Consider the following 23,661-nt stretch of genomic DNA (forward strand, 5'->3'; position numbering starts at 1 on the left):
TGGGCCAATTTTGTAATTCAAAAAAATTGATAACTACTTTTTGATTTTTTGGCTGGTCAAGTTTATTAATGTTTTCTATTTGTTTATTATGTTTATATAAAGGTACCAGTGCTTGTCCTTGATTTGGGACGGCTAAGTCCACTGCTTGTCCCTGATTTGGGACGGTTAAGTCCACTGCTTGTCCAGAGGTTGTACCAAATATGAGCATGTTAATTTTTGAACCTTTAAATGGGTTATGAGATGGGTGATAAATTAGATACTTATAGTGATTTAATTCCTTTAAGCATCTGTGATAGGTGGATTTAGAGCCTATTTTGGATAGATTCATTACTTCTTCCCGATTGACATGAAACTGTTCTGGAAACCGGTTGTGATTCCATAGTTGGAAAAATGCCATGTACAAACTGACATGGGTTGGATTTAACCTGTTGTCTTTAGAGAACTGTTGAAACACTGCGTTTAGATGTTTTATGTAGTTAACTTTAGTCATTTAGATAAAGTGATTGAACCCCACATGATTGTGGGGTAGAATCTGGAATAAGTTACGTTTTAGGTTGATTTATTGGTGTTAAGAATGTGAATAATTTCATCGTATTCGTACAGAATAATACCACCAATTTTAGTGTAAGGGATGGTTCCGTTAATTCTTAAATTTTGAATGGTACCTGGACTTATTTGTAACATTTCCATTACCTCCCCCGATTTGAGGTATTTTTTTATTTGATTTGGTTTTTGAGCACTTTCATTAAGCATTTTTTTGAGCTCGTTAAATAGTTCTAATTTAAAATCGTAGAGATCTTCTGTGGTAATAATTGTTGCAGCCATTGTAAAAAGAATTTAAGTGATTAATAATAAGCCTGTATACATACGAGGTTGATTAAAATGCTATCATTTCAATTTGTTGTTTTAATAATAGCACTTGCGTTAATTTAGTTCACAAACGTTTCTATTTTAATAAATAGGTTTTCATGAATCTATCGATTTGACTTTCGTTCTACAAAGCTGTTGATTATTGTTTTAAAACTTTCGGTATGTGTTCGGTACTACCGAAAAACTTTAACATTTTAAGAAAGAGTTATAAATGACGGTATTGGATCCTTAAGCTAGGACTCGTCTAGTTTTATTTTTTTTAGGAGGTTGTATTTTAAGGTGTCAATAAATTTTGTTTGTTGATTTGTTCTGGCTTTAATTTCAGAAAATATTTTATAGGGACTTCCCAATTTAATATTTAAAATTTGCTCAAAGACTTGAGTTATTTTACTAATCTCTACTTGTCCATTTCCAAAAACTCTAGAAGCATGTAGTGCATAAATTAATTCTATTAAATCTGTTTTAGATCCTGACCAAACCAAATTTGTAGAAATAGCCTGATCTGTTAATTCTGCAGTTTGAGTTGATTGGTTGTTTTCTATATTTGAGAGTAATTTTTTGTAATAATTGGTAAGTAAATCGAAAGCTACCACTTGGGACATCAGATTATCATAATTGGTAGAAAACTCTGGATTTAGGTAGTAATCGGAGATATCGAAATTAAGCTCCAGTTGGCTGTTGCTTCTTAAAAAGTAAAAGCTATCTAATGAGGTTTGTTGATGTCTAACATAGCGCCAAAAAGGTAGATTTTTTTTCTTTTGATTTTCGAGTTTGTTTAAGGCTTGACGTAAATATTTTTTTTGTTTCCTGATATCAGCTTTAGGCCATTCTAGTTGGAAATTGTGTAATTCGATAAAGTATTTAAGCCTTCCAAAAATGAAAGGCTTTATTTGTTTAAAAAAGATTATTTCATCTTCTTGATTTGAAAAATAACTTTTTTTCCGAATTAATTTGCGGAGCTCCACCAGTGTTTCTCTTGAAATATTTATACCTGTCTTAAGGTTTTCTAGGTTTGTCTGGTTTAAATAATCAATTTGCAGGATTTTGTCTTGATAGTTTTGTGTTATTTTATTAATAGATTCCATATGGGGCGGATTTGTAGTAAAATACAACATCAAGTTAATCAAGAAATTTAATTTATCAAAATTTAAATATATTTATAATTGATATTTAATGAGTTACTGCTTTTATTTGCTGCTTTTTGTTTTTCATTATTGCTCTTTATTTCTAAAATAGATTTTAACTGATTCATATCGGAGCTGAGTTTGTTATCTAAAACACGGGCGTAAATTTGAGTGGTTGTAATTTTGGTATGCCCCAGTAGTTTTGATACCGTTTCAATAGGCACGCCATTTGAAAGGGTTATAGTTGTTGCAAATGTATGTCGTGCCATATGGAAGGTTAGGTTCTTTTTAATTCCTACGAAGTTTGCAACTTCCTTTAAATACACATTTAGCTTTTCGTTTGATAATTTTGGAAGTAAAGATTCGGAGACAGCTGTTACCGGATGGTCTTTGTATTTCTGAATGATTTCTAATGCTTGGGGTAGTAGTGGCACCTTGACAAGGGTATCTGTTTTTTGCCTTTTGGTTATTATCCAATTATTACCATCGATACCCATTACCACATGATCTGTTGTTAATGCCATAATATCCACATAGCTAATGCCGGTGTAACAGCTGAAAACAAATAGGTCGCGCACGCGATCTAGTCTATCAGAAATAAAATCTTTATTCTCCACAGTATATAATTCAGTTTCGGAGAGGAATTCTCTATGGGTTTTTTCAAACGACATTCTAAAACGAACAAAGGGATCTTTATCAATCCATTCCATGTGAAAAGCCAAGGTTATAATTTTGCGCAGTCTCTGAATGTGCTTCATAACCGTATTTTGACCCAATGCTTTGGGATGGCCAGCCGGATATAAATTGGAAAGGTACATTTGGAAGTCTGATAAGAACTCGAAATTGAGTTGCTTTAAGTAGATGTTATTGGTATGTTTCTTTTTCTTTAAGAATTTTTTCACGTAGGACTCGGTAACACCGAAGTTTCTAATGGATCCCGGAGCTAGGGTGTTGGCAATTTTTTGATTATGGTATTCTATAATTTCGAAGATGGTTTTGCCTTCATCAATATTAGTATTGGTATAATGCGACTTTATTAATTGTGCCGTAATAAGCTGGCCCTTAAATTTTAAGTCCTGGTATATTTGGAAGAGTTGCGATTTTACCTCCTCTAAATACAAATTTGTTTGTTTGGCATGTGCCGTTGTGCCTTTAACTTTTTTCTTATTTGAATCCCACATATTAATAGGGACTCTTTTTTTTAAGCTAAAGTTTACTCTTTTGCCGTCTACCGTAATTCTAATGTAAATAAGTGCTTCATTATTTACTGTTCTAGTGGTTTGTAACCAGAAGATTGTCGAAAATGTGTGTTTTGTTTGCATAGTTGTCGTCTTTTTAAGGACGAAAGTCAAATCAACTGTGCGCATTCAAGTCTGTAGGTTTTTTCTGAAAGTGTCTGCTATCGCAGACACTTTGAAAAAGTGTTAACCGAATCGCAGACACTTTTAACCAAATATAATGATTTTTTATGAATGTCTAAAAAATAAGAAACCGCGCAAATCCTAGGATTTGCGCGGTTTTGGTGCTTTTTGATAAAAGCTTTTAGTGACCTCGACAGGATTCAAACCTGTAACCTCTTGAGCCGTAATCAAGTGCGCTATTCAGTTGCGCCACGAGGCCGATTTTGAGTGTGCAAATATATCTATTTTTTTATAAAAACTCAAAAGAAATGAAATTAATCTAAAGAATTTTTTGTCACATATAATTTCCATCCAAAAATGGCCATTTGTATTTTAGTTGCTTTGCTTAAATCTAAGCGTTGTTTCGTATAACTTGGCAAGAGGCTTTTGTTTAATTTAGCCAAGATTTTAAATAATTGTTTCTTCATAGTTTAAATAGGGAAATGGACTTAAAAAACTAAATAAGGGCTTTTTACTTTCATGTTTCTATGCAAAAGTAAGGTATTTCATTTAAATAGCTTTTTGTCTTCTTAAAGATGTTAAATGTAAATATATAATAATTAAGGAGTTCAATTAAACGCCTAGAGTTGACTATATTTGTTACAAATTTATTTTTATGAAACAATTATTTACTTTTCTTAGTTTTCTGCTTATTGGACAACTGTGTTTTTCTCAAATAGTAATTAACGAACTAGATTCTGATACCCCTGGAATAGACGATAAAGAATTTGTGGAGTTAAAATCAGATGTGCCTTATGCCTCCTTGGATGGCTATGTTCTTGTGTTTTTTAACGGATCCACCTCAGGAGGAAATTCAAGTTATATGACGATAGCTTTAGATGGTTATTCCACAGATGTTAATGGGTTGTTGTTAATAGGAAGTAGTGCTGTAGAGCCATTTCCTCAACTTTTAATATCTCCTAATGCTATTCAAAACGGCCCAGATGCCGTGGCTATTTATCAAGCTAGCGAAGAAGATTTTCCAGAAGGCACCGTAGCAACTATTGATAATTTAGTAGATGTTTTACTTTATGATACTAACGATCCTGATGTTGATAGTATGATTGCTATATTTAGTGCTCATCCAGATTTTACTAATATTCAACAAATTAGTGAAGGGGCTAATAACAATGCCAATTCCATTCAACGAAATAATGACGGTACTTATAGCGTAGGTTCTCCAACCCCAAGATTGTTGAACGATGGAGGAGGAGAGGTTTTTAATGGTATTTCTATCTCTACAAACCAAACGCAATATCACGAAGGAGATGTATTTGATATTGTTTTTACAGCGCAGCAAAACGTCGCTGAAGATGTAACCTTTAGTATAACCTTAAATAATTATGGGTTTAACGAAGCCGATTTTACAGGAAATACCACGCTTACTATCCCTGCGGGCCAAAACACGGTAACTACTATCATTACCTTAATTGATGATGATTTAGATGAAGGAGACGAAGAGCTTATCATTAAATTCACAGACTTGCAGTGGCCTTATATTCCTTATAACAATTATCTATTACTTCGCGTTGTTGATAACGATTTTACCATGGCTCCATTTGGAACTCCAATTAATTCAACTTACGGTATGGTTGCAAGCACTCAGCCTAATGGATATTATAACAGTTTAAATGGTTTATCGGGTGAGGACTTGAGACAAGCTTTACAGGATATTATAGCAAATCCTAATGTGGTTAGGGCTCAAACTTATGCAGATGTTATTGATATTTTAAAAGAAGCCGATCAAAATCCGGAAAATAGTAATGAGGTTTGGTTGGTTTATAAAGAACAAGGGCGACCTAAGTTGGATTACCAAACAAGCTCTGTAAGTACTGGTAAATGGAATAGAGAGCATACTTTTCCGAGATCTCGTGCCGGATATTATAGTATTGAAGCGGACGAAGTTGCTGATGGGAAAGACGTGTTCTGGACAACTTCAGCCGATTCCTTACGTCATGGGAACTCCGATGTACACGCTTTAAGGGCAGCTGATGGTCCAGAAAATAGTAGTCGTGGCAATCAGTTTTATGGAGAGTATAATGGGCCATCAGGAACCTTGGGTGGGTTTAAGGGAGATGTAGCTCGTGGTGTGTTTTATTTAGCAGTGAGGTATAATGGTTTAGAAATTGTTGATGGTTATCCGGATGGGTTAGTTGGTCAGTTTGGAGATTTACAAACTTTGTTAGATTGGCATAGGAATGATCCGCCAGATGATTTCGAGATGAATAGAAACAATATTATATATGAATGGCAACACAATAGAAATCCGTTTATCGATCAACCAGAGTTGATAGAATATATTTGGGGAAATCAGGTTGGAGGCACCTGGTTGTCTATGGATGAATATAAAGAGTTAAACTTGAGTGTTTATCCAAATCCAACTAACGGACGTATATTTATTAAAGGCCTGAAAAATGAAGCTAAGGCAACGGTTTATTCTGTTGATGGAAGAGTGTTGTTTACTGAAACATTAAACAAGTCGTTTTTGGATTTGAACCTATCTAGTGGTATGTATTTATTACAAATTACTTCGGACAATAAAACTACGGTAAAAAAGATACTGATTAACTAATTAGTAAGTTAGTAGATGTAAAAGCTCAAACAAGGTCTGTTTGGGCTTTTTTATTTCGTAGCTATGGCTTTTTTAAAGCTGATAAAGTAATTAAGATACAGTGTTAATATCAGGTGCTTAGGTGGATATGTTCTAAGAAACGGCTTTTTTCTTTAAGGGCAATAATTTCTTTTAATTCAGTCACGCTAATTTTTTTCTTCTTTTACAAAAAATATTAGTTGTTCAAATATTTTCAAAGGAAATGTTACCTTCGCAAAAAAATAAGATTTATGAGTGTTGTTTGGATTGTACTTGGTTTAACTTTATTAGTTGTTGGAGGAGAATTTTTAGTTCGTTCTTCTGTAGCTTTATCTCTTAAATTTAATATTTCCAAATTAGTAATAGGGATGACTGTCGTGTCCTTTGCTACTTCTGCTCCAGAACTTTTGGTTAGTTTACAAGCTGCTCTCGATGGTTCACCAGATATAGCTTTAGGGAATGTTATTGGGTCTAATATTGCTAATATAGGTTTGGTTTTAGGTATTACTGCTGTTATTTCGCCCTTAGCTATTAGTAGTGATTTTTACAAACTTAATTGGCCCATGATGATGCTATTGTCAGTGGCTTTATACTTCCTCTTAAAAAGTGGAGGGGTTTTAGATTTTAAGGAGGGCTTGGTGCTTTTCCTTTCATTGATTATTTTCCTAGTCGTTTTAATTAGACGTTCCAAAGGAGCTCCAATGGAGTCTGTTGAAGAGGTTGATGAGGCCTTGGAGAAAACATCGAATTTTAAAATTTTTGTTTGGTTGCTAATTGGAGGTGCAGCGCTATACTTTGGTAGTGATTGGTTGGTGTTTGGAGCCAAAGAAATGGCTCTTTCATACGGTGTAAGCGAACGAGTAATCTCCGTTACTATGGTGGCTGTTGGAACTAGTGTGCCGGAGCTAGCTGCTTCAGTAATTGCTGCTCTAAAACAGGAGAAAGCAATTTCTCTTGGAAACCTAATAGGTTCTAATATCTTTAATATTTCTTCTGTTCTTGGTATAACCGCCATGATTCATCCTATTGCCTTAGCCAATACAAAATTACTTACAAATGACATTTTCTGGATGATTGGTTTTTCGGCCATTCTAATACCATTAATGATGTTGCCTAAAAGATTTGAAATTGGACGTTTGAAAGGATTCCTTATTCTTGGAGCTTATATCGTTTTTGTTTATTTGACCATTTCCTTAGATTAAATAGGGGTTGGTGTGTGTAATATGTGTTTTATTTAGGTTGACCCCTATATTTTTAGGGGGTATGTGTCGGAGAAAGTGATTTTTTTCATAAATTTGCCATGTTAAAACTCACAACTAAAATAAAACACTATGTCCACACTAAGATTTCACGCTATTAAGAAAGCTCTTAATAAGAAACCCATTGTAATTGAGGAAAATGAACGCAGATCAGCCCTTTTTGGCAGAAATGTTTTCAATGAAGATAAAATGCGTCAGTATCTTACAAAAGAGGCTTTCACAAGTGTTATGGATGCTATTTTAAATGGCTCTAAAATTGATAGACACGTAGCAGATCATATTTCTACAGGTATGAAAGAGTGGGCTATATCAAAAGGAGTTACACATTATACGCATTGGTTTCAGCCTTTAACAGGGGCAACCGCTGAAAAGCATGATGCTTTTTTTGAGCCTATAGGTAATGGTCGTGCCATTGAAAAATTTGGAGGTGGACAGTTAGTACAGCAGGAGCCAGATGCATCTAGTTTTCCAAACGGAGGAATAAGAAATACTTTTGAAGCTCGTGGTTACACAGCTTGGGATCCAACTTCTCCAGCTTTTATTTACGGTACAACTTTATGTATTCCAACCGTTTTTGTGGCTTATACTGGTGAGGCTTTAGATTATAAAACGCCTTTATTGCGTGCTTTACAAGCTATTGATGCCGCAGCAGTGGATGTGTGTAAATACTTCGATAAAAATGTAAAAAAAGTAAACACGTCTTTGGGGTGGGAGCAAGAGTACTTTTTAATAGATCGTGGTTTAGCAGCTTCTAGACCAGATATTCTATTAACAGGAAGAACTCTATTAGGACATTCTTCGGCAAAAGGGCAGCAGTTAGACGATCATTATTTTGGTACCATTCCAATGCGCGCTATGCAATTTATGCGAGACTTGGAAACGGAGTGTATGTTGCTTGGAATTCCTGTTAAAACACGTCATAACGAAGTAGCTCCAAACCAATTTGAGCTAGCGCCAGTTTACGACGAGGCTAACTTGGCAGTAGATCACAACTCTTTACTTATGGATTTGATGAGTAGGGTGGCAGAGCGTCACGATTTTAAGGTTTTGTTTCATGAAAAACCTTTTAAAGGTGTTAATGGTTCAGGAAAACATAACAACTGGAGCTTGAGTACCGATACAGGAGTAAATTTATTGAGTCCAGGAAAGACGCCAATGAGCAATCTTCAATTTTTGACCTTCTTTATTAATACTATAAAAGCCGTAAACGACAATGAAGAGTTAGTAAGGGCTTCAATAGCTTCTGCGAGTAACGATCATCGGTTAGGAGCCAACGAGGCGCCTCCGGCTATTATATCTGTTTTTATTGGAGAACAACTAACAAGGGTTCTAGACGAATTGGAAAATGTGACGAATGGTAAGCTTTCACCAGAAGAGAAAACGGATCTGAAGTTGAATGTTGTTGGTAAAATTCCAGAAATCTTATTAGATAATACAGATAGAAATAGAACATCGTCTTTTGCTTTTACCGGTAATAAATTTGAATTTAGAGCTGTTGGATCTACGGCTAACTGTGGGAAGCCTATGACGGTTTTAAGTACGATAGTTGCTAGTCAGTTGGTAGCGTTTAAAGCTGAGGTTGATGCTTTAATAGATAAAAAAGGTAAAGGACTAAAGAAGGATGAAGCTATCTTTAATGTGTTAAGGGAATACATTAAAAAGTCCAAAAATATTCTATTTGAAGGAAATGGTTATGGTGAAGAATGGGAGATAGAAGCCAAGAAAAGAGGGTTAAGTAATTACAAAACCACACCTGAAGCTTTGAAAGCTAAGATTTCTGAAAAAACGATTAAGATGTTTGAAGATTTAAATGTTTTAAATCGTGTTGAAAGCATATCTCGTTACGAAGTAGAAATGGAGGATTATGTTATGCATATTCAAATAGAGGGTAGAGTTTTAGGTGATATTGCTAGGAATCACGTAGTTCCTATAGCGGTTAAGTATCAAAATGTATTGATTGAAAATGTAAGAGGTTTAAAGGAAATATATGGAGACGGGTTTAAGAAGCTTGCTGAAGAGCAGATGACTTTAATAGAAGAAATTTCTGGGCATATTGCATCAATTAACTCTAATGTAACCAAAATGATTAACGCAAGAAAAGAAGCTAATCGTATTGAATGTATAGAGGAAAAGGCAGATGCTTATTGCTATAAAGTAAAGCCGTTTTTCGATGAAATAAGATATCATTGTGATAAATTGGAATTATTGGTGGACGACGAGCTTTGGCCGCTAACAAAATACAGAGAGTTGTTGTTTACAAAATAATTTTCACTCATAATAATGTCATTTTAAAGAGCTCTGACTGTCAGAGCTCTTTTTGATTTTAAGGTAAAAATTGTATTTTATCTATTTAATATGTAAGTTAACGAAAAGATGGTATAATGTCTATGGAGTGTGTTGATTTTTAGTATTTTAGTGGTGCTATTAATCAATTATACAATTTAACATGAAAAGGCTAATAATAAGTGTTCTTATGCTTATGGCAGCTACCTTCATATTCTCGCAAAGAACTAGCGATGCAAAGGAGGAGATGCGGAAAGACTTAGTTGTCCACCAACAAACAAAATATTAGATTTTTATTTAATTAATTGTTCGGGGATTTAATAAACAATAGGTTTATTTAAATGAAATCTTTTATTAAAGATTTAAAGAAAATACTAGTTATGTAAAGAAAGAAGATTTTCTACGTAACTAGTATTTCTGTTTATAAACGAAAAGTTTTCTTTCGCGCTGTTTTCTGTTGTTTGTCATTTATTTGTGTTTAGAATTTGTCCTGAATTTTATCGGTTCAATGAAAACCAACGATAGAATATGAAAAACTCAAATCATTATATCAAACTACTTTTTATCCTGTCTTTTGGGTTGGGGTGTTGTTTTAATGCTTGGGCTCAAAAAAGTAAATACAACCAACGCGAGTTTAATAAATTAAGGGCCAATAACGTTGTGGAGGGGGCTTTCGGTTCCGCAGTGCCTAATGGAGATTATCCCGACCCTATGTTTGAAGTGTTTATGCGTATTGGTTATAAACGGTACGTTATTAATCATCTTAATATTAATGTAAGTTATAATAAGTTCAACTTGGCTTTTAAGGATGTTTTTAATGAAGGATTTATGTCTTTTGATGTGAATCTAGAAGCGACCCTTTTTCCTTACGATAAATTTACCCCATATATTTATGTAGGAGGAGGTGTGCATGCTTCTAATTATTTAAAAACCTCCGAAGCTAAAATGCAAGGAGGTGTTGGATTGGAATACATAATTTCAGATGGTGTAGGAGTTAAAATATTTTCTGATTATAATGAAGTTTTTAGTGATGAAGTAGATGGGAATGTTTATGGAGCGTCAAATGATGTTTATTGGAGAATGGCCATTGGTCTTAATTTCTATTTTGGAGCTTCTAAAAGAAAAGTTAAATCTAAGCGGAATGTGCCTACAATTATCAATTCCAATCAGATTATTAACAAATAAGTAGATTACAATTGCTATTTTTGCACTTCAATTCAATTTTATGAGTGGAGAAATAAGTAAAAGATATTCGCAAAGAGGTGTTTCGGCCTCTAAAGAAGATGTACACAACGCCATTAAAAACATCGATAAAGGCCTTTTCCCTAAAGCCTTTTGTAAAATTGTTCCAGATTATTTAACAAATAGCAGTGAGCATTGCTTGGTTATGCATGCAGATGGAGCTGGAACCAAAAGTTCTTTAGCTTATATGTATTGGAAAGAAACTGGCGATCTATCCGTTTGGAAAGGAATTGCTCAGGATGCATTAATTATGAATGTGGACGATTTGCTTTGTGTAGGAGCAACCGATCATATTATGTTATCTTCCACCATTGGAAGAAATAAAAATTTAATTCCAGGTGAAGTTATTTCAGCCATAATTAATGGTACTGAAGAGCTTATTTCAGAATTGAAATCGTTTGGAGTAACTATTCATTCTACAGGAGGTGAAACTGCCGATGTGGGTGATTTGGTTAGAACTATCATTGTGGATTCTACGGTTACTGCTAGGCTAAAACGTAGCGATGTTATAGATAATGCTAATATACAGCCAGGAGATGTTATTGTGGGGCTTGAGTCCTTTGGACAGGCTTCTTACGAAAAAGAATACAATGGCGGGATGGGAAGTAATGGTTTAACTTCAGCTAGACACGATGTGTTTCATAAATATTTAGCAGAAAAATATCCAGAAAGTTATGATGCTTCTGTGCCTGAAGATTTGGTTTATTCCGGACAGGTAAAATTAACAGATGCGGTTAAGGATTCTCCTATTGATGCCGGTAAATTAGTTTTATCACCAACAAGGACTTATGCTCCAATTATTAAAAAAATATTATCTCAATTTAAAGGTGATACCATCCACGGAATGATCCATTGCAGTGGAGGTGCTCAAACTAAAATACTTCACTTTATTGATGAACTTCATATTATAAAAGATAATATGTTTCCAGTTCCTCCGTTGTTTAAGCTTATTCAAGAGCAATCTAAAACAGATTGGAAAGAAATGTACCAAGTGTTTAATTGTGGACACCGTATGGAGCTGTATGTTTCACCGGAAGTTGCTCAAGATGTTATTGCCATTTCAAAGTCGTTTCAGGTAGATGCTAAAATTATTGGACGTGTAGAGGCTTCAGATAAAAAGAAGCTAACCATTACTAGCGAGTTTGGAGTGTTTAATTATTAAGTTTAAAATTACGGCCTAGTGAAGAAGATTGTATTTGTTTTATTTCTAATTAGTTTTCAATTTGCTTTTGCGCAACCGGATTCTTTATATTTTAAAATAGAGAACATCAATGTTCCAAAATGGACCCACAAAAACAAAGCAAGTTTGCTTGTGAGTGAAGTGGCTTTTGTGAACTGGAACGCTGGTGGTAGTAATTCTATTTCCTCCTTAGTAAGTTTTGAAAGCGCTTTAAAATACAGATATAAGCATTTGATTTGGAGTAGTTTGTTAGTAACTCGTTATGGGGTTAATAAACAAGAAGATCAAGGCCTTAAAAAAACTGATGATATTATTGATATTAGTTCAACTCTAGGATTTAAAAGAGATGAATACACCAATTGGTATTATTCAGCTAGATTTAATTTTAAATCACAGTTTACTGCTGGATATAATTATCCAGATGAAACCAATGTTTTGTCTAGGTTTATGGCTCCAGGTTATTTGTTTGTTGGGGGAGGAATTGAATACGGTAAGAATATCGATAAATTCTCTATGTACTTTTCTCCGTTAACAATGAAAACAACCTTTGTATTAGATTCTAAATTGGCTAATGCAGGGTCTTTTGGGGTTACCCCAGCTGTTTATGACGAAGAAGGCAATGTGCTTGTAGAAGGGCAGCGTGTTCGAAATGAGGTGGGAATCCTGTTAACAAGTTCTTACGAATCTCAAATTTTTGAAAATGTTTTTCTTGGTAATTATGTGAGTTTTTATTCCGATTATTTAAACGATTTTGGGAATATTGATGTGGATTGGCAAGTGAACTTAGATTTTAAAGTCAATAATTTTATTAAAGCCAATTTAGGGTCGCATCTTAAATACGATAACGATATAAAGACACAAGTTGAAACACCTGTTGATGGTGAGTACGAAACCAAGGGAGCTAAGGCTCAATGGAAGCAATTGCTGGGTGTTGGTGTTGTTGTTGACTTCTAATAAAAATATAAAATTTGTTAACTTTTTGTTGTTAACAAATATCTATTGCTCTGATTATTAAGTTTGTATCTATTTTTCTTGAAAACTTTTTTGTTTGCTTCATTTTTTAAGTGGAAAATATTTGCGTACTTTACACATTGGTAAAATTATCAATTTATTGTAAAAACAGATTAAAAAATGAGTGTTCAAACCCAACAAAAAGTGCTTCCAACAACATACTCTCAAGATGAGGCTTTTGAAGCTTCTTTAAAGTATTTTAACGGCGACGATTTAGCTGCGCGCGTATGGATTAACAAATATGCCTTAAAAGATTCTGAAGGCAATTTATTCGAGTTGACTCCAGACGATATGCATAAACGTATAGCCAAAGAAATAGCAAGGATAGAAGTGAAATATCCAAATCCACTATCCGAAAATGAGATTTACAATTTAATTAAAGATTTTAAATATATTGTTCCTCAGGGAAGTCCGATGGCTGGGATTGGAAACCCATATCAAATAGCCTCGCTTTCTAACTGTTTTGTAATTGGAAATAGTGGAGAGTCTGATTCTTATGGAGGCATCATGAAAATTGATCAAGAGCAGGTACAGCTTATGAAGCGTCGTGGCGGTGTTGGGCACGATTTATCTCATATCAGACCTAAAGGTTCGCCAGTTAAAAACTCGGCACTAACTTCTACAGGGATTGTACCTTTTATGGAACGCTACTCTAACTCTACCAGAGAAGTGGCTCAAGATGGGCGTCGCGGAGCCTTAATGTTATCTGTATCTATCAACCATCCAGATTCAGAAGATTTTATCGATGCTAAATTAGAGCAAGGCAAAGTTACGGGAGCAAACGTTTCGGTTAGAATAGACGATGAGTTTATGAAAGCCGTAAAATCAAATGGTACTTACACTCAAAAATATCCGATATTTAGTAGCGAACCAAAGTTTACAAAAACTATTGAAGCTAATAAAGTTTGGAAAAAAATAGTTCACAACGCATGGAAATCAGCTGAGCCAGGTATCTTGTTTTGGGATACTATTATTAACGAATCTGTCCCAGATTGCTACGCCGATTTAGGATATAAAACTGTTTCTACAAATCCATGTGGTGAAATCCCACTTTGTCCATACGATTCTTGTCGTTTATTAGCAATCAACTTGTTTTCTTATGTTGAAAATCCATTTACAGATAAGGCGTCTTTTAATTTTGAGTTATTTAAAAAACACGTTCATGCAGCTCAACGCATCATGGATGATATTATCGATTTAGAATTAGAGAAAATAGATGCTATTATTGCGAAAATTGATGCAGATCCAGAATTAGATGAAGTAAAAGCTACCGAAAGAAACCTTTGGTTAAACATTCAAACTAAAGCCAACGAAGGACGTAGAACTGGAATTGGTATTACTGCTGAAGGTGATATGCTTGCGGCATTAGGAATTAGATACGGAAGTAAAGAAGGAAATGAGTTTTCTGTGGAAGTTCATAAAACTTTAGGAATAGAGGCGTATAGAGCATCTGTTTATATGGCAAAAGATCGAGGTCCGTTTGCTATTTTTGATGCAGAAAGAGAAAAAAACAATCCGTTTATCCTGCGTTTAAAAGAAGCAGATGATAAATTGTATTACGAAATGCTTGAGCATGGAAGAAGAAATATTGCTTTATTAACTATCGCTCCAACTGGTACTACTAGTTTAATGACGCAAACCTCTTCGGGAATTGAACCAGTTTTCATGCCGGTGTATAAACGTAGAAGAAAAGTAAATCCAAACGATCAAAATGTTCGTGTGGATTTTGTGGATGAGGTTGGAGATTCGTGGGAGGAATATGTGGTTTTTCACCATAGATTTAAGCAATGGATGGACGTTAACGGTATCGATTCGTCTCAGAATTTCACTCAAAAAGACTTAGACGTATTAGTTAAAAAATCGCCTTATTACCAAGCAACCTCTAACGATGTAGATTGGATGAGCAAGGTAAGTATGCAGGGTGCTGTTCAGAAATGGGTAGATCATTCTATCAGTGTTACTATTAACTTGCCAAACGATGCTACTGAAGAATTGGTGGGTCAATTGTATCTAGAAGCTTGGGAAGCAGGTTGTAAAGGAGTGACTGTTTATAGAGATGGTTCGCGTTCAGGAGTTTTAATTTCAAATGAAGAAAAAACTGAAGATGACAATCAAGAAATGTTAACAGCATTTCCAACCAAACGTCCTCAAGTTTTAGAAGCAGATGTTGTTCGTTTTCAGAATAATAAAGAAAAGTGGATTGCATTTATTGGATTGATAGATGGAAAGCCATACGAAGTGTTTACTGGATTAGCCGATGATGAAGATGGTATTTTAATACCGCGTTGGGTTAATGAAGGTGTAATTATTAAAAGTAGAAACGATGACGGGACCTCGCGTTACGATTTTCAATACAAAAACAAAAGGGGATATAAAACCACCATTGAAGGCTTATCTCATAAATTCAACCCAGAATATTGGAATTACGCTAAGTTAATTTCAAGTACGCTACGACATGGGATGCCGATAGATAAAATTGTTGATTTAATCAATAGTTTACAATTAGATAGCGAGTCTATTAATACATGGAAGAACGGTGTAGTTCGTGCTATAAAGCGTTACGTAGAAGATGGAACTCAAGCCAAAGGGCAAACTTGTAGCAACTGTAGTTCTGTTAATTTAATTTACCAAGAAGGCTGTTTAACCTGTAAAGATTGCGGTTCTTCTAAGTGTGGATAATTTTTTATAGATAGATTTAGTTTTAAAAGGGGGAACTGTTATTGGTTTCCCTTTTTTATTGATTGTATTATTTTAAAATATAATCGCTTATTCTTTGTGTCTTTACAATAATATTTGGACACTTCGTATTGGTAACTAGGAATGAAAACTTTAGAGAATGTAAAATATTTTGTGTTTTACGAAAAACTCCAGCTCCAAAAAAAAACTAAAATCCATAATTTATCGTATTTTTGACGACATAATTCAGTAAAATACATGTTAGATAAATTACAAATAGTAAAGCAACGTTTTGATGAGGTTAGTGATTTGATCATTCAGCCTGATATAATGACAGATCAAAAACGCTATGTGGAATTAAATAAAGAATATAAAGATTTAAGAATATTAATGGATAAGCGTGAGCAATATCTCGAGCTTACCAATAATCTAAAAGAAGCTGAAGAAATTATTGCAGATGGTAGCGACCAGGAAATGGTGGATATGGCTAAAATGCAATATGAAGAAGCTAAAGAAGGAATTCCGAAATTAGAGGATGAAATAAAAGTTCTTTTAATTCCTAAAGATCCAGAAGATTCTAAAAATGCGGTAGTAGAATTACGTGCCGGTACTGGTGGTGATGAGGCGAGTATTTTTGCCGGAGATTTATTTAGAATGTACTCCAAATACTGCGAAAGCAAAGGATGGAAAGTAGATACTGTAGATTATAGTGAAGGTACAAATGGCGGATTTAAAGAAATCCAATTTGAGGTTACTGGAGAAGACGTGTATGGTACCCTAAAGTTTGAAGCAGGCGTGCACCGTGTGCAACGAGTACCACAAACGGAAACTCAAGGCCGTGTTCATACAAGTGCTGCAACGGTTATGGTGTTTCCTGAAGCCGAAGAGTTTGATGTTGAAATAAACCCAAAAGATGTTCGTATAGATTTTTTCTGTTCTTCTGGTCCAGGAGGTCAGTCGGTGAACACCACCTATTCAGCTGTGCGTTTAACACATATTCCTACAGGATTAGTGGCTCAGTGTCAAGATCAAAAATCTCAGCATAAAAACAAAGAGAAGGCGTTTAAAGTATTACGTTCACGATTGTACGATATAGAGTTAGCAAAGAAAAATGCTGAAGATGCTGCTAAGCGTGGTTCTATGGTAACTTCTGGAGATAGAAGTGCTAAAATTAGAACCTATAACTATTCTCAAGGTCGTGTAACTGACCACAGAATTGGTTTAACTCTATACGATTTAGGAAATATAGTAAATGGAGATATTCAGAGAATTATAGATGAACTTCAGTTAGCCGAAAACACTGAAAAGTTAAAAGCCAATACAGATATAATTTAAGACCTAAATAATTTAAAACCTAGCCTCATTTTGAGGCTTTTTTTATAAGATGACAACACAGCAATTAACCGAACAAATCCAAAAAAAGAAGTCCTTTCTTTGTATTGGTTTAGATGTCGATTTAAATAAAATTCCAGAGCATTTATTAAACGATGAAGACCCGATCTTTGCATTTAACAAGGCTATTATTGATGCTACACATCATTTATGTGTCGCGTATAAACCAAACACGGCTTTTTATGAAGCCTATGGATTAAAAGGATGGAAGGCTTTGGAAAAGACCATTCAATATCTTAATGCCAGCTATCCAGAGATCTTTACTATTGCCGATGCTAAAAGAGGAGATATTGGAAACACAAGTAGCATGTATGCCAAAGCTTTTTTTGAAGATTTAGGCTTTGATAGCGTGACTGTGGCTCCGTATATGGGAAAAGATTCTGTTGAGCCATTTTTGGCTTTTGAAAACAAACACACCATAATGTTGGCTTTAACCTCCAATGAAGGAGCTTTTGATTTTCAAACAAAAACTATCGAAGGCACCGAGTTGTACAAACAGGTTTTGGAGACTTCCAAAGCTTGGAGAAATTCAGAAAACTTAATGTATGTGGTAGGAGCAACCAAAGCGGAATATTTTTCAGATATAAGACGCATAGTTCCAAACAGTTTTTTGTTGGTTCCTGGAGTTGGGGCTCAAGGTGGAAACCTGCAAGATGTTTGTAAATACGGCTTAAATAAACACGTTGGTTTGCTTATTAATTCTTCTCGAGGCATTATTTATGCTTCCAAGCAAAACGATTTTGCTCAGGCTGCCGCTATTAAGGCAAAGGAGCTTCAGCAGGAAATGGCCTTAATATTAAAGGAACAGTTTTAGGGAATCTGTACGTTTTATTATAGTATTACCTTAGTGTATAAAACTGTTATCTATACATAATGAAAGATCAACTACATAGAACGATTGAATTAAAAGGAACTCCAAAACGGATTGTTTCCTTAGTGCCTTCGCAAACGGAATTGCTGTGCGATTTAGGTTTAGAATCTTCTCTAGTGGGTGTTACCAAATTCTGTATACATCCTAAGCATCTTAAATCAAATGTGGCGGTCGTTGGAGGGACTAAGCAAGTTCATTATGATAAAATTCAAGCGCTTCAACCCGATATTATATTGTGTAATAAAGAAGAAAATACGCAAGAAATGGTTGAGGCATTGGAGAAAATAGCCCCCGTACATTTAAGCGATATTTATACGATTGAAGATTGTTTGGAGCTTATTGGTATGTATGGCACCATCTTCTCCGTTGAGGAAAAAGCTGAATCTATTCGTTCTACTATTCAAAATGAGTATAAAGCATTTCAGGATTTCATTCAGGATCAACCGAAATTAAAAACAGTTTATTTTATTTGGAAAACCCCGTGGATGGTAGCTGCAAATAATAACTTTATCAATACACTCATGTCTGTTGGTAAGTTTGAAAATTACTTTCGATACTTAGATAGATATCCTGAAATAGATTTAGATCGGGATCTTGATGATCAGGTGGAAGTTATTATGTTGTCCACAGAACCTTTTCCGTTTAAGAGTGAGCATGTGGAATTATTGAAAATACAATTTCCCCAAGCTAGGGTGTTGTTGGTGGATGGTGAAATGTTTTCCTGGTATGGATCTCGATTAGCTAAATCCTTTCAATATTTCAAGTCGTTAAGACTTGAAAACTTATAGCTAAAGCACTTAATTAAATCCTTAGAAAAAAAACATCCATTTATGAGATTTTGTGTCCTATGGGTTCTCTACTTAAATATTTCAATCTGTTTAATTTATTCAAAAGCTTAATAGCTTTGAATTCAGAAATGTCACTCATAGCACAATCTGTTTCTCGAAGATTGTAGGCTTTTTCTACAAGGCGTTTGTAGCGCTTTTGTAATTTAATTTGGTTCTTTTTAATTTTCTTTAAATTTTCCATTATTCCAACCTTTGAAACTTAAATATATTTAAAATAATGGAATTCAGCAACATAAATATTTGGATTGTTGATAAAAAAAATCGATTCTGTAAGAATCGATTTTAATTTAAAGAATTAACTTACTTTTTTTAGCAGTTTAATCTTGCAATGCGAAAACTTGTTTTAATAAATCGGTAGTTCTTGATGAGAACTTTGTTCTAATTTCTTTTTCTTCTACTGCAATCATTTTATACACTCCTTTTAGCGCTTCTTCGGTTACGTAAGCCGTTAAATCTGGATTTACGCTAGAGGTAAATGGGATGCTGTTGTATTTGTTAATTAGGTTGCTCCAAATTTGATCGGCTCCAACCTTTTGAAAAGAATTATTTATTACTGGGTGAAATTCATTGTATAGGGCAGATTCTGTTTTTCCTGCCAAGTAGCGTGTAGCAGAATCGTCATTACCTAACAATATGGTTTTTGCATCGGCGAAGGTGATTCCTTTTACTGCATCCACAAAAATAGGGGTAGCTGTACTAACCGCATCTTCGGCTGCACGATTTAATACTTTTAAGCCTTCGTCGGCTAAAGAACTTAATCCAATATCGCGAAGTGCTTTATCTACTTTTTGTAATTCTTCAGGAAGTAATATTTTTACTAAGTCGTTTTTAAAAAAACCGTCAGTCTGCGTTAGTTTGGTTACCTGTTTATCGATACCTTGATCTAAAGCTTCTCTAAGACCAGCTGCAATTTGGGTGTTACTAATTCCAGTGGTGCCTTCTGGCAATTGATTAACTACTTCTTGTAATTCAGCACAAGCTGTAATGTTTAAAATAAGGGCGATAGCCAATAGTCTTTTTATCATCATTTTGATTTTACTGTGTTTTAGGCAAAGATAAATATTAACTTATGACATTGTTTTAAAACCTTTAAAAAATTAGCTTGTAGTTTTTTTTGCTCTTTAGTTCTAATTGACTTCTATTAAGGTTTCTTCGCTCATTCTAATTTATAAGTGTTTAAAATTGTGTTTATAATCTTGTAAATCTGTGTTTTAAATTGCGTGATAAAGATGGGTGCTTTACTTGTTTTGAAATTGCTTGGCTTGATTTAGGAGGCGTAACGAGTATGGGAATTACGAGGAGATTTGTTTTACTTGTTAGCAGCTGCTTTCATTCAAATAAAAGAGATATTTGTATCTGATGGCACATCCTTAAATTAATACAGTATAATTCCTTAAATTTGTGCCACTAAAAAAATAAGATTTTTATACATGGAACCTATAGCACCTTATAAACCCAAACATAAAGTACGAATAGTAACAGCGGCCTCCTTATTTGATGGACACGATGCTTCTATTAATATCATGCGCCGAATTATCCAATCCACAGGCGTGGAGGTCATTCATTTAGGACACGACAGAAGTGTTGAAGAAGTAGTTACTACAGCTATTCAAGAAGACGCTAATGCTATTTGTTTAACTTCCTATCAAGGAGGGCATAACGAGTACTTTAAGTACATGTACGATTTATTAAAGGAAAGAGGCGCTGAGCACATCAAGATATTTGGTGGTGGTGGCGGGGTTATCTTGCCGTCTGAAATTAAAGAATTAATGGATTATGGGATTGCTCGTATCTATTCGCCAGATGACGGAAGAGAACTTGGTCTTCAAGGGATGATTAACGATTTGGTTGCGAAATCAGATTTTGCAGTAGGAGATGTTTTAGATGTTGATGTTGCATCACTACCAAAGAAAAACCCTAAGGCCATAGCAAGGATTATTTCTTCAGCTGAAAACTTTCCGGAAGTGGCCAAGGCTACTTTAGATAAAATTCACGATAAAAATAAAAGCTCTAAAACCCCTGTACTAGGAATTACTGGAACTGGAGGAGCTGGAAAATCTTCTTTAGTAGATGAATTGGTTCGTAGGTTTTTAATTGACTTTCCAGAGAAAACCATTGGTTTAATTTCTGTAGATCCATCTAAAAGAAAAACAGGAGGAGCGCTTTTAGGAGATAGGATTCGTATGAATGCTATTAATAACTCTAGAGTTTATATGCGAAGTCTGGCTACCCGACAGTCTAACCTAGCGCTTTCTAAATATGTTCATGAGGCCATTCAGGTTTTAAAGGCGGCCGAATACGATTTAATAATTCTTGAAACTTCAGGAATTGGGCAAAGTGATACCGAGATTATTGAGCATTCCGATGTGTCTCTATATGTTATGACTCCTGAATTTGGAGCAGCCACCCAATTGGAGAAAATTGACATGCTTGATTTTGCTGATTTGGTAGCCATTAATAAGTTTGACAAACGTGGTGCTTTAGACGCTTTGCGTGATGTTAAAAAGCAATACGTTCGCAACCATTTGTTGTGGGATGCGAAACCAGAAGACTTACCTGTATTTGGAACTATTGCCTCTCAGTTTAACGATCCGGGAATGAATACGCTTTATAAAGCTATCATGGATCAGATAGTTGAAACCACGAATGCCGATTTAAAATCGGAGTATGAGATTACCAATGAAATGAGTGAGAAGGTGTTTGTTATTCCACCGGCACGAACTCGTTATTTATCTGAAATTTCTGAGAACAATCGCGCTTACGATAAAAAAGCTAAGGATCAGGTTGAGGTAGCTCAAAAATTATATGGTATCTATAAAACTATTGAATCTGTTGTAGGTCACACTCCTAAATTAGACAAGGCAGGAGTGGATTCTAACTCTATAGAATCCAAAGAGAATAAAGATTTCATTAAAATGTTGCTTGGCGAATTCGATCGTGTTAAGCTAGATTTAGATCCTTACAACTGGGAAGTAATTACTGGTTGGGATGATAAAGTAAACAAGTACAAAAATCCTATCTATTCTTTTAAAGTAAGAGATAAGGAAATTAAAATAGAAACACATACCGAGTCGCTTTCACACTTACAAATACCAAAAGTAGCCTTACCTAAGTATCAAGCTTGGGGAGATATTTTAAATTGGGTGTTGCAAGAAAATGTGCCAGGGGAGTTTCCTTACACTTCTGGATTATATCCGTTTAAACGTACAGGAGAAGATCCTGCAAGAATGTTTGCCGGTGAAGGAGGGCCAGAGCGTACCAACAGACGTTTTCACTATGTAAGTGCAGGCTTGCCTGCAAAGCGTTTGTCTACAGCTTTTGATAGTGTTACGCTATACGGAAACGATCCAGATTTACGTCCTGATATTTACGGTAAAATTGGTAATGCTGGAGTTTCTATCTGTTGTTTGGACGATGCTAAGAAGCTGTATTCCGGTTTCAACTTAGCAGATGTTATGACTTCAGTAAGTATGACGATTAATGGTCCTGCACCTATGCTATTAGGTTTCTTTATGAATGCCGCTATCGACCAACAGTGTGAAATTTACATTAAGGAAAATGGTTTAGAAAAAGAAGTTAAAGCTAAAATTGCTAAAATTTATAAAGAAAAAGGTCTGGAAATACCTAAATACAACGGTACCTTACCAGAAGGTAATGATGGTTTAGGATTGATGCTTTTAGGTGTTACTGGAGATCAAGTATTGCCAGCAGATGTATATTTAGATATAAAAACAAAAACCATTGCCCAAGTTCGTGGAACGGTTCAAGCAGATATTTTAAAAGAAGACCAAGCACAAAACACCTGTATTTTTTCTACAGAGTTTGCGTTGCGACTTATGGGAGACGTACAAGAATATTTTATTGAAAACAATGTGCGTAACTTCTATTCGGTGTCTATTTCTGGGTATCATATTGCAGAAGCTGGAGCCAACCCAATTACGCAATTGGCATTGACTTTATCTAATGGTTTCACGTATGTGGAATACTATTTAAGTCGAGGTATGGACATTAATAAATTTGGTCCGAACCTATCGTTCTTCTTTTCTAATGGTATTGATCCAGAATATGCTGTTATTGGTCGTGTTGCTAGAAAAATTTGGGCGAAAGCCATGAAGCATAAATACGGAGCCAATGCTCGAGCTCAAATGTTGAAATATCATATTCAAACTTCTGGACGTAGTTTACATGCGCAAGAAATTGATTTTAATGATATTAGAACAACGCTTCAAGCTTTATATGCTATATACGACAACTGTAACTCGTTACATACAAATGCTTACGATGAAGCGATTACTACGCCAACCGAAGAATCTGTGCGTCGTGCTATGGCCATCCAGTTGATTATTAATAAGGAGTTAGGTTTAGCTAAAAACGAAAACCCTATCCAAGGTTCCTTTATTATTGAAGAATTAACGGACTTGGTAGAGGAAGCAGTGTTAATGGAATTCGATAGAATTACTGAAAGAGGAGGTGTTCTTGGTGCTATGGAAACCATGTACCAACGTAGTAAAATACAAGAAGAAAGTTTGTACTATGAAACTTTAAAGCACAATGGAGAGTTTCCAATAATTGGTGTGAATACCTTCTTGAGTTCTAAAGGATCTCCAACAGTTCAGCCTGCTGAGGTAATTCGTGCTACGGAAGAAGAAAAGCAATTCCAGATAAAAACTTTAGAGAATTTGCATAAAGCGAATGATACTACAGAGCTTTTAAAAGACCTTCAATCCAAAGCTATTAATAATGAAAATATTTTTGAAGCCTTGATGGATGTTTGTAAAGTATGTTCCTTAGGAGAAATTACTTCTGCTTTATTTGAAGTAGGAGGTCAGTATAGACGAAATATGTAATACGGAGATAGCCCAAGGGTTAGCCGGTTGCGATTTAGTTATTATAGTGTTTAGTGAAAAATGCTTCT

18 protein-coding genes and 1 tRNA gene are annotated in these 23,661 nt (G+C 34.9%); 11 read left to right on the plus strand and 8 right to left on the minus strand.

Annotated elements, in window-relative coordinates:
- From VKY41_RS09110 to VKY41_RS09135, 6 genes are all read right to left on the minus strand, one after another.
- Nucleotides 1-490: hypothetical protein (locus VKY41_RS09110; protein ID WP_500814137.1), on the minus strand; the 490-nt coding region annotated here is incomplete at its 3' end.
- Between the two features lie 59 nt (nt 491-549).
- Nucleotides 550-825 (minus strand): helix-turn-helix domain-containing protein, encoded by a 276-nt coding sequence (locus tag VKY41_RS09115; RefSeq protein WP_417200303.1) that lies wholly within the window; start codon nt 823-825, stop codon nt 550-552.
- A gap of 278 nt (nt 826-1,103) precedes the next feature.
- The gene (locus VKY41_RS09120; RefSeq protein ID WP_500814138.1) at nt 1,104-1,955 is read right to left on the minus strand and encodes an RteC domain-containing protein; all 852 of its coding nucleotides are present in this window, start codon (nt 1,953-1,955) and stop codon (nt 1,104-1,106) included.
- A 62-nt stretch (nt 1,956-2,017) separates the two neighbouring features.
- Nucleotides 2,018-3,361, minus strand: coding sequence for a site-specific integrase (locus VKY41_RS09125; RefSeq protein ID WP_500814139.1), 1,344 nt, complete (start codon nt 3,359-3,361; stop codon nt 2,018-2,020).
- A gap of 179 nt (nt 3,362-3,540) precedes the next feature.
- Nucleotides 3,541-3,614, minus strand: a tRNA-Arg gene (locus VKY41_RS09130).
- A 55-nt stretch (nt 3,615-3,669) separates the two neighbouring features.
- Nucleotides 3,670-3,822 (minus strand): SsrA-binding protein, encoded by a 153-nt coding sequence (locus VKY41_RS09135; protein ID WP_500814140.1) that lies wholly within the window; start codon nt 3,820-3,822, stop codon nt 3,670-3,672.
- Nucleotides 3,823-4,010: 188 nt separating this feature from the next.
- Between VKY41_RS09135 and VKY41_RS09140 the strand changes: the two genes are divergently transcribed.
- From VKY41_RS09140 to VKY41_RS09185, 10 genes are all read left to right on the plus strand, one after another.
- Nucleotides 4,011-5,966: an endonuclease gene (locus VKY41_RS09140; RefSeq protein WP_500814141.1), complete on the plus strand. Its 1,956-nt coding sequence runs from the start codon at nt 4,011-4,013 to the stop codon at nt 5,964-5,966.
- 269 nt (nt 5,967-6,235) lie between these two features.
- Nucleotides 6,236-7,186: a calcium/sodium antiporter gene (locus tag VKY41_RS09145; protein ID WP_500814142.1), complete on the plus strand. Its 951-nt coding sequence runs from the start codon at nt 6,236-6,238 to the stop codon at nt 7,184-7,186.
- 129 nt (nt 7,187-7,315) lie between these two features.
- A complete protein-coding gene (locus VKY41_RS09150) occupies nt 7,316-9,508 on the plus strand; it encodes a glutamine synthetase III family protein (protein ID WP_500814143.1) in 2,193 nt (730 codons plus the stop codon).
- Between the two features lie 546 nt (nt 9,509-10,054).
- Entirely contained in the window at nt 10,055-10,711 is a 657-nt protein-coding gene (locus VKY41_RS09155; protein ID WP_500814144.1) for a Curli production assembly/transport component CsgG, read from the plus strand.
- A 40-nt stretch (nt 10,712-10,751) separates the two neighbouring features.
- Nucleotides 10,752-11,930 carry an AIR synthase related protein gene (locus tag VKY41_RS09160; RefSeq protein WP_500814145.1) on the plus strand — a complete coding sequence of 393 codons (1,179 nt, stop codon included), beginning with the start codon at nt 10,752-10,754 and terminating at the stop codon, nt 11,928-11,930.
- An 18-nt stretch (nt 11,931-11,948) separates the two neighbouring features.
- Nucleotides 11,949-12,902, plus strand: coding sequence for a DUF3078 domain-containing protein (locus tag VKY41_RS09165; RefSeq protein WP_500814146.1), 954 nt, complete (start codon nt 11,949-11,951; stop codon nt 12,900-12,902).
- 177 nt (nt 12,903-13,079) lie between these two features.
- A complete protein-coding gene (locus VKY41_RS09170; RefSeq protein WP_500814147.1) occupies nt 13,080-15,638 on the plus strand; it encodes an adenosylcobalamin-dependent ribonucleoside-diphosphate reductase in 2,559 nt (852 codons plus the stop codon).
- Nucleotides 15,639-15,893: 255 nt separating this feature from the next.
- Nucleotides 15,894-16,970, plus strand: a complete 1,077-nt coding sequence (gene prfA / locus VKY41_RS09175) for a peptide chain release factor 1 (protein WP_500814148.1) — start codon at nt 15,894-15,896, stop codon at nt 16,968-16,970.
- 49 nt (nt 16,971-17,019) lie between these two features.
- Nucleotides 17,020-17,841, plus strand: a complete 822-nt coding sequence (pyrF, locus tag VKY41_RS09180) for an orotidine-5'-phosphate decarboxylase (RefSeq protein ID WP_500814149.1) — start codon at nt 17,020-17,022, stop codon at nt 17,839-17,841.
- A gap of 59 nt (nt 17,842-17,900) precedes the next feature.
- Nucleotides 17,901-18,686: an ABC transporter substrate-binding protein gene (locus VKY41_RS09185; RefSeq protein WP_500814150.1), complete on the plus strand. Its 786-nt coding sequence runs from the start codon at nt 17,901-17,903 to the stop codon at nt 18,684-18,686.
- A gap of 40 nt (nt 18,687-18,726) precedes the next feature.
- Here VKY41_RS09185 and VKY41_RS09190 read toward each other — a convergent pair whose 3' ends face one another.
- Both VKY41_RS09190 and VKY41_RS09195 read right to left on the minus strand, forming a co-directional pair.
- Complete coding sequence (locus VKY41_RS09190) at nt 18,727-18,927, minus strand: Lacal_2735 family protein (protein ID WP_500814151.1); 201 nt, start codon at nt 18,925-18,927, stop codon at nt 18,727-18,729.
- A gap of 136 nt (nt 18,928-19,063) precedes the next feature.
- The gene (locus VKY41_RS09195; protein ID WP_500814153.1) at nt 19,064-19,771 is read right to left on the minus strand and encodes a DUF4197 domain-containing protein; all 708 of its coding nucleotides are present in this window, start codon (nt 19,769-19,771) and stop codon (nt 19,064-19,066) included.
- A gap of 405 nt (nt 19,772-20,176) precedes the next feature.
- On the opposite strand from VKY41_RS09195, the gene VKY41_RS09200 reads away from it, so the two are divergent.
- Nucleotides 20,177-23,593: a methylmalonyl-CoA mutase family protein gene (locus VKY41_RS09200; RefSeq protein ID WP_500814152.1), complete on the plus strand. Its 3,417-nt coding sequence runs from the start codon at nt 20,177-20,179 to the stop codon at nt 23,591-23,593.
- The last annotated feature ends 68 nt before the right edge of the window (nt 23,594-23,661 follow it).

It is taken from the genome of Xanthomarina sp., assembly GCF_035306605.1.
In the GTDB taxonomy this organism is placed as follows: Bacteria; Bacteroidota; Bacteroidia; order Flavobacteriales; family Flavobacteriaceae; genus Xanthomarina.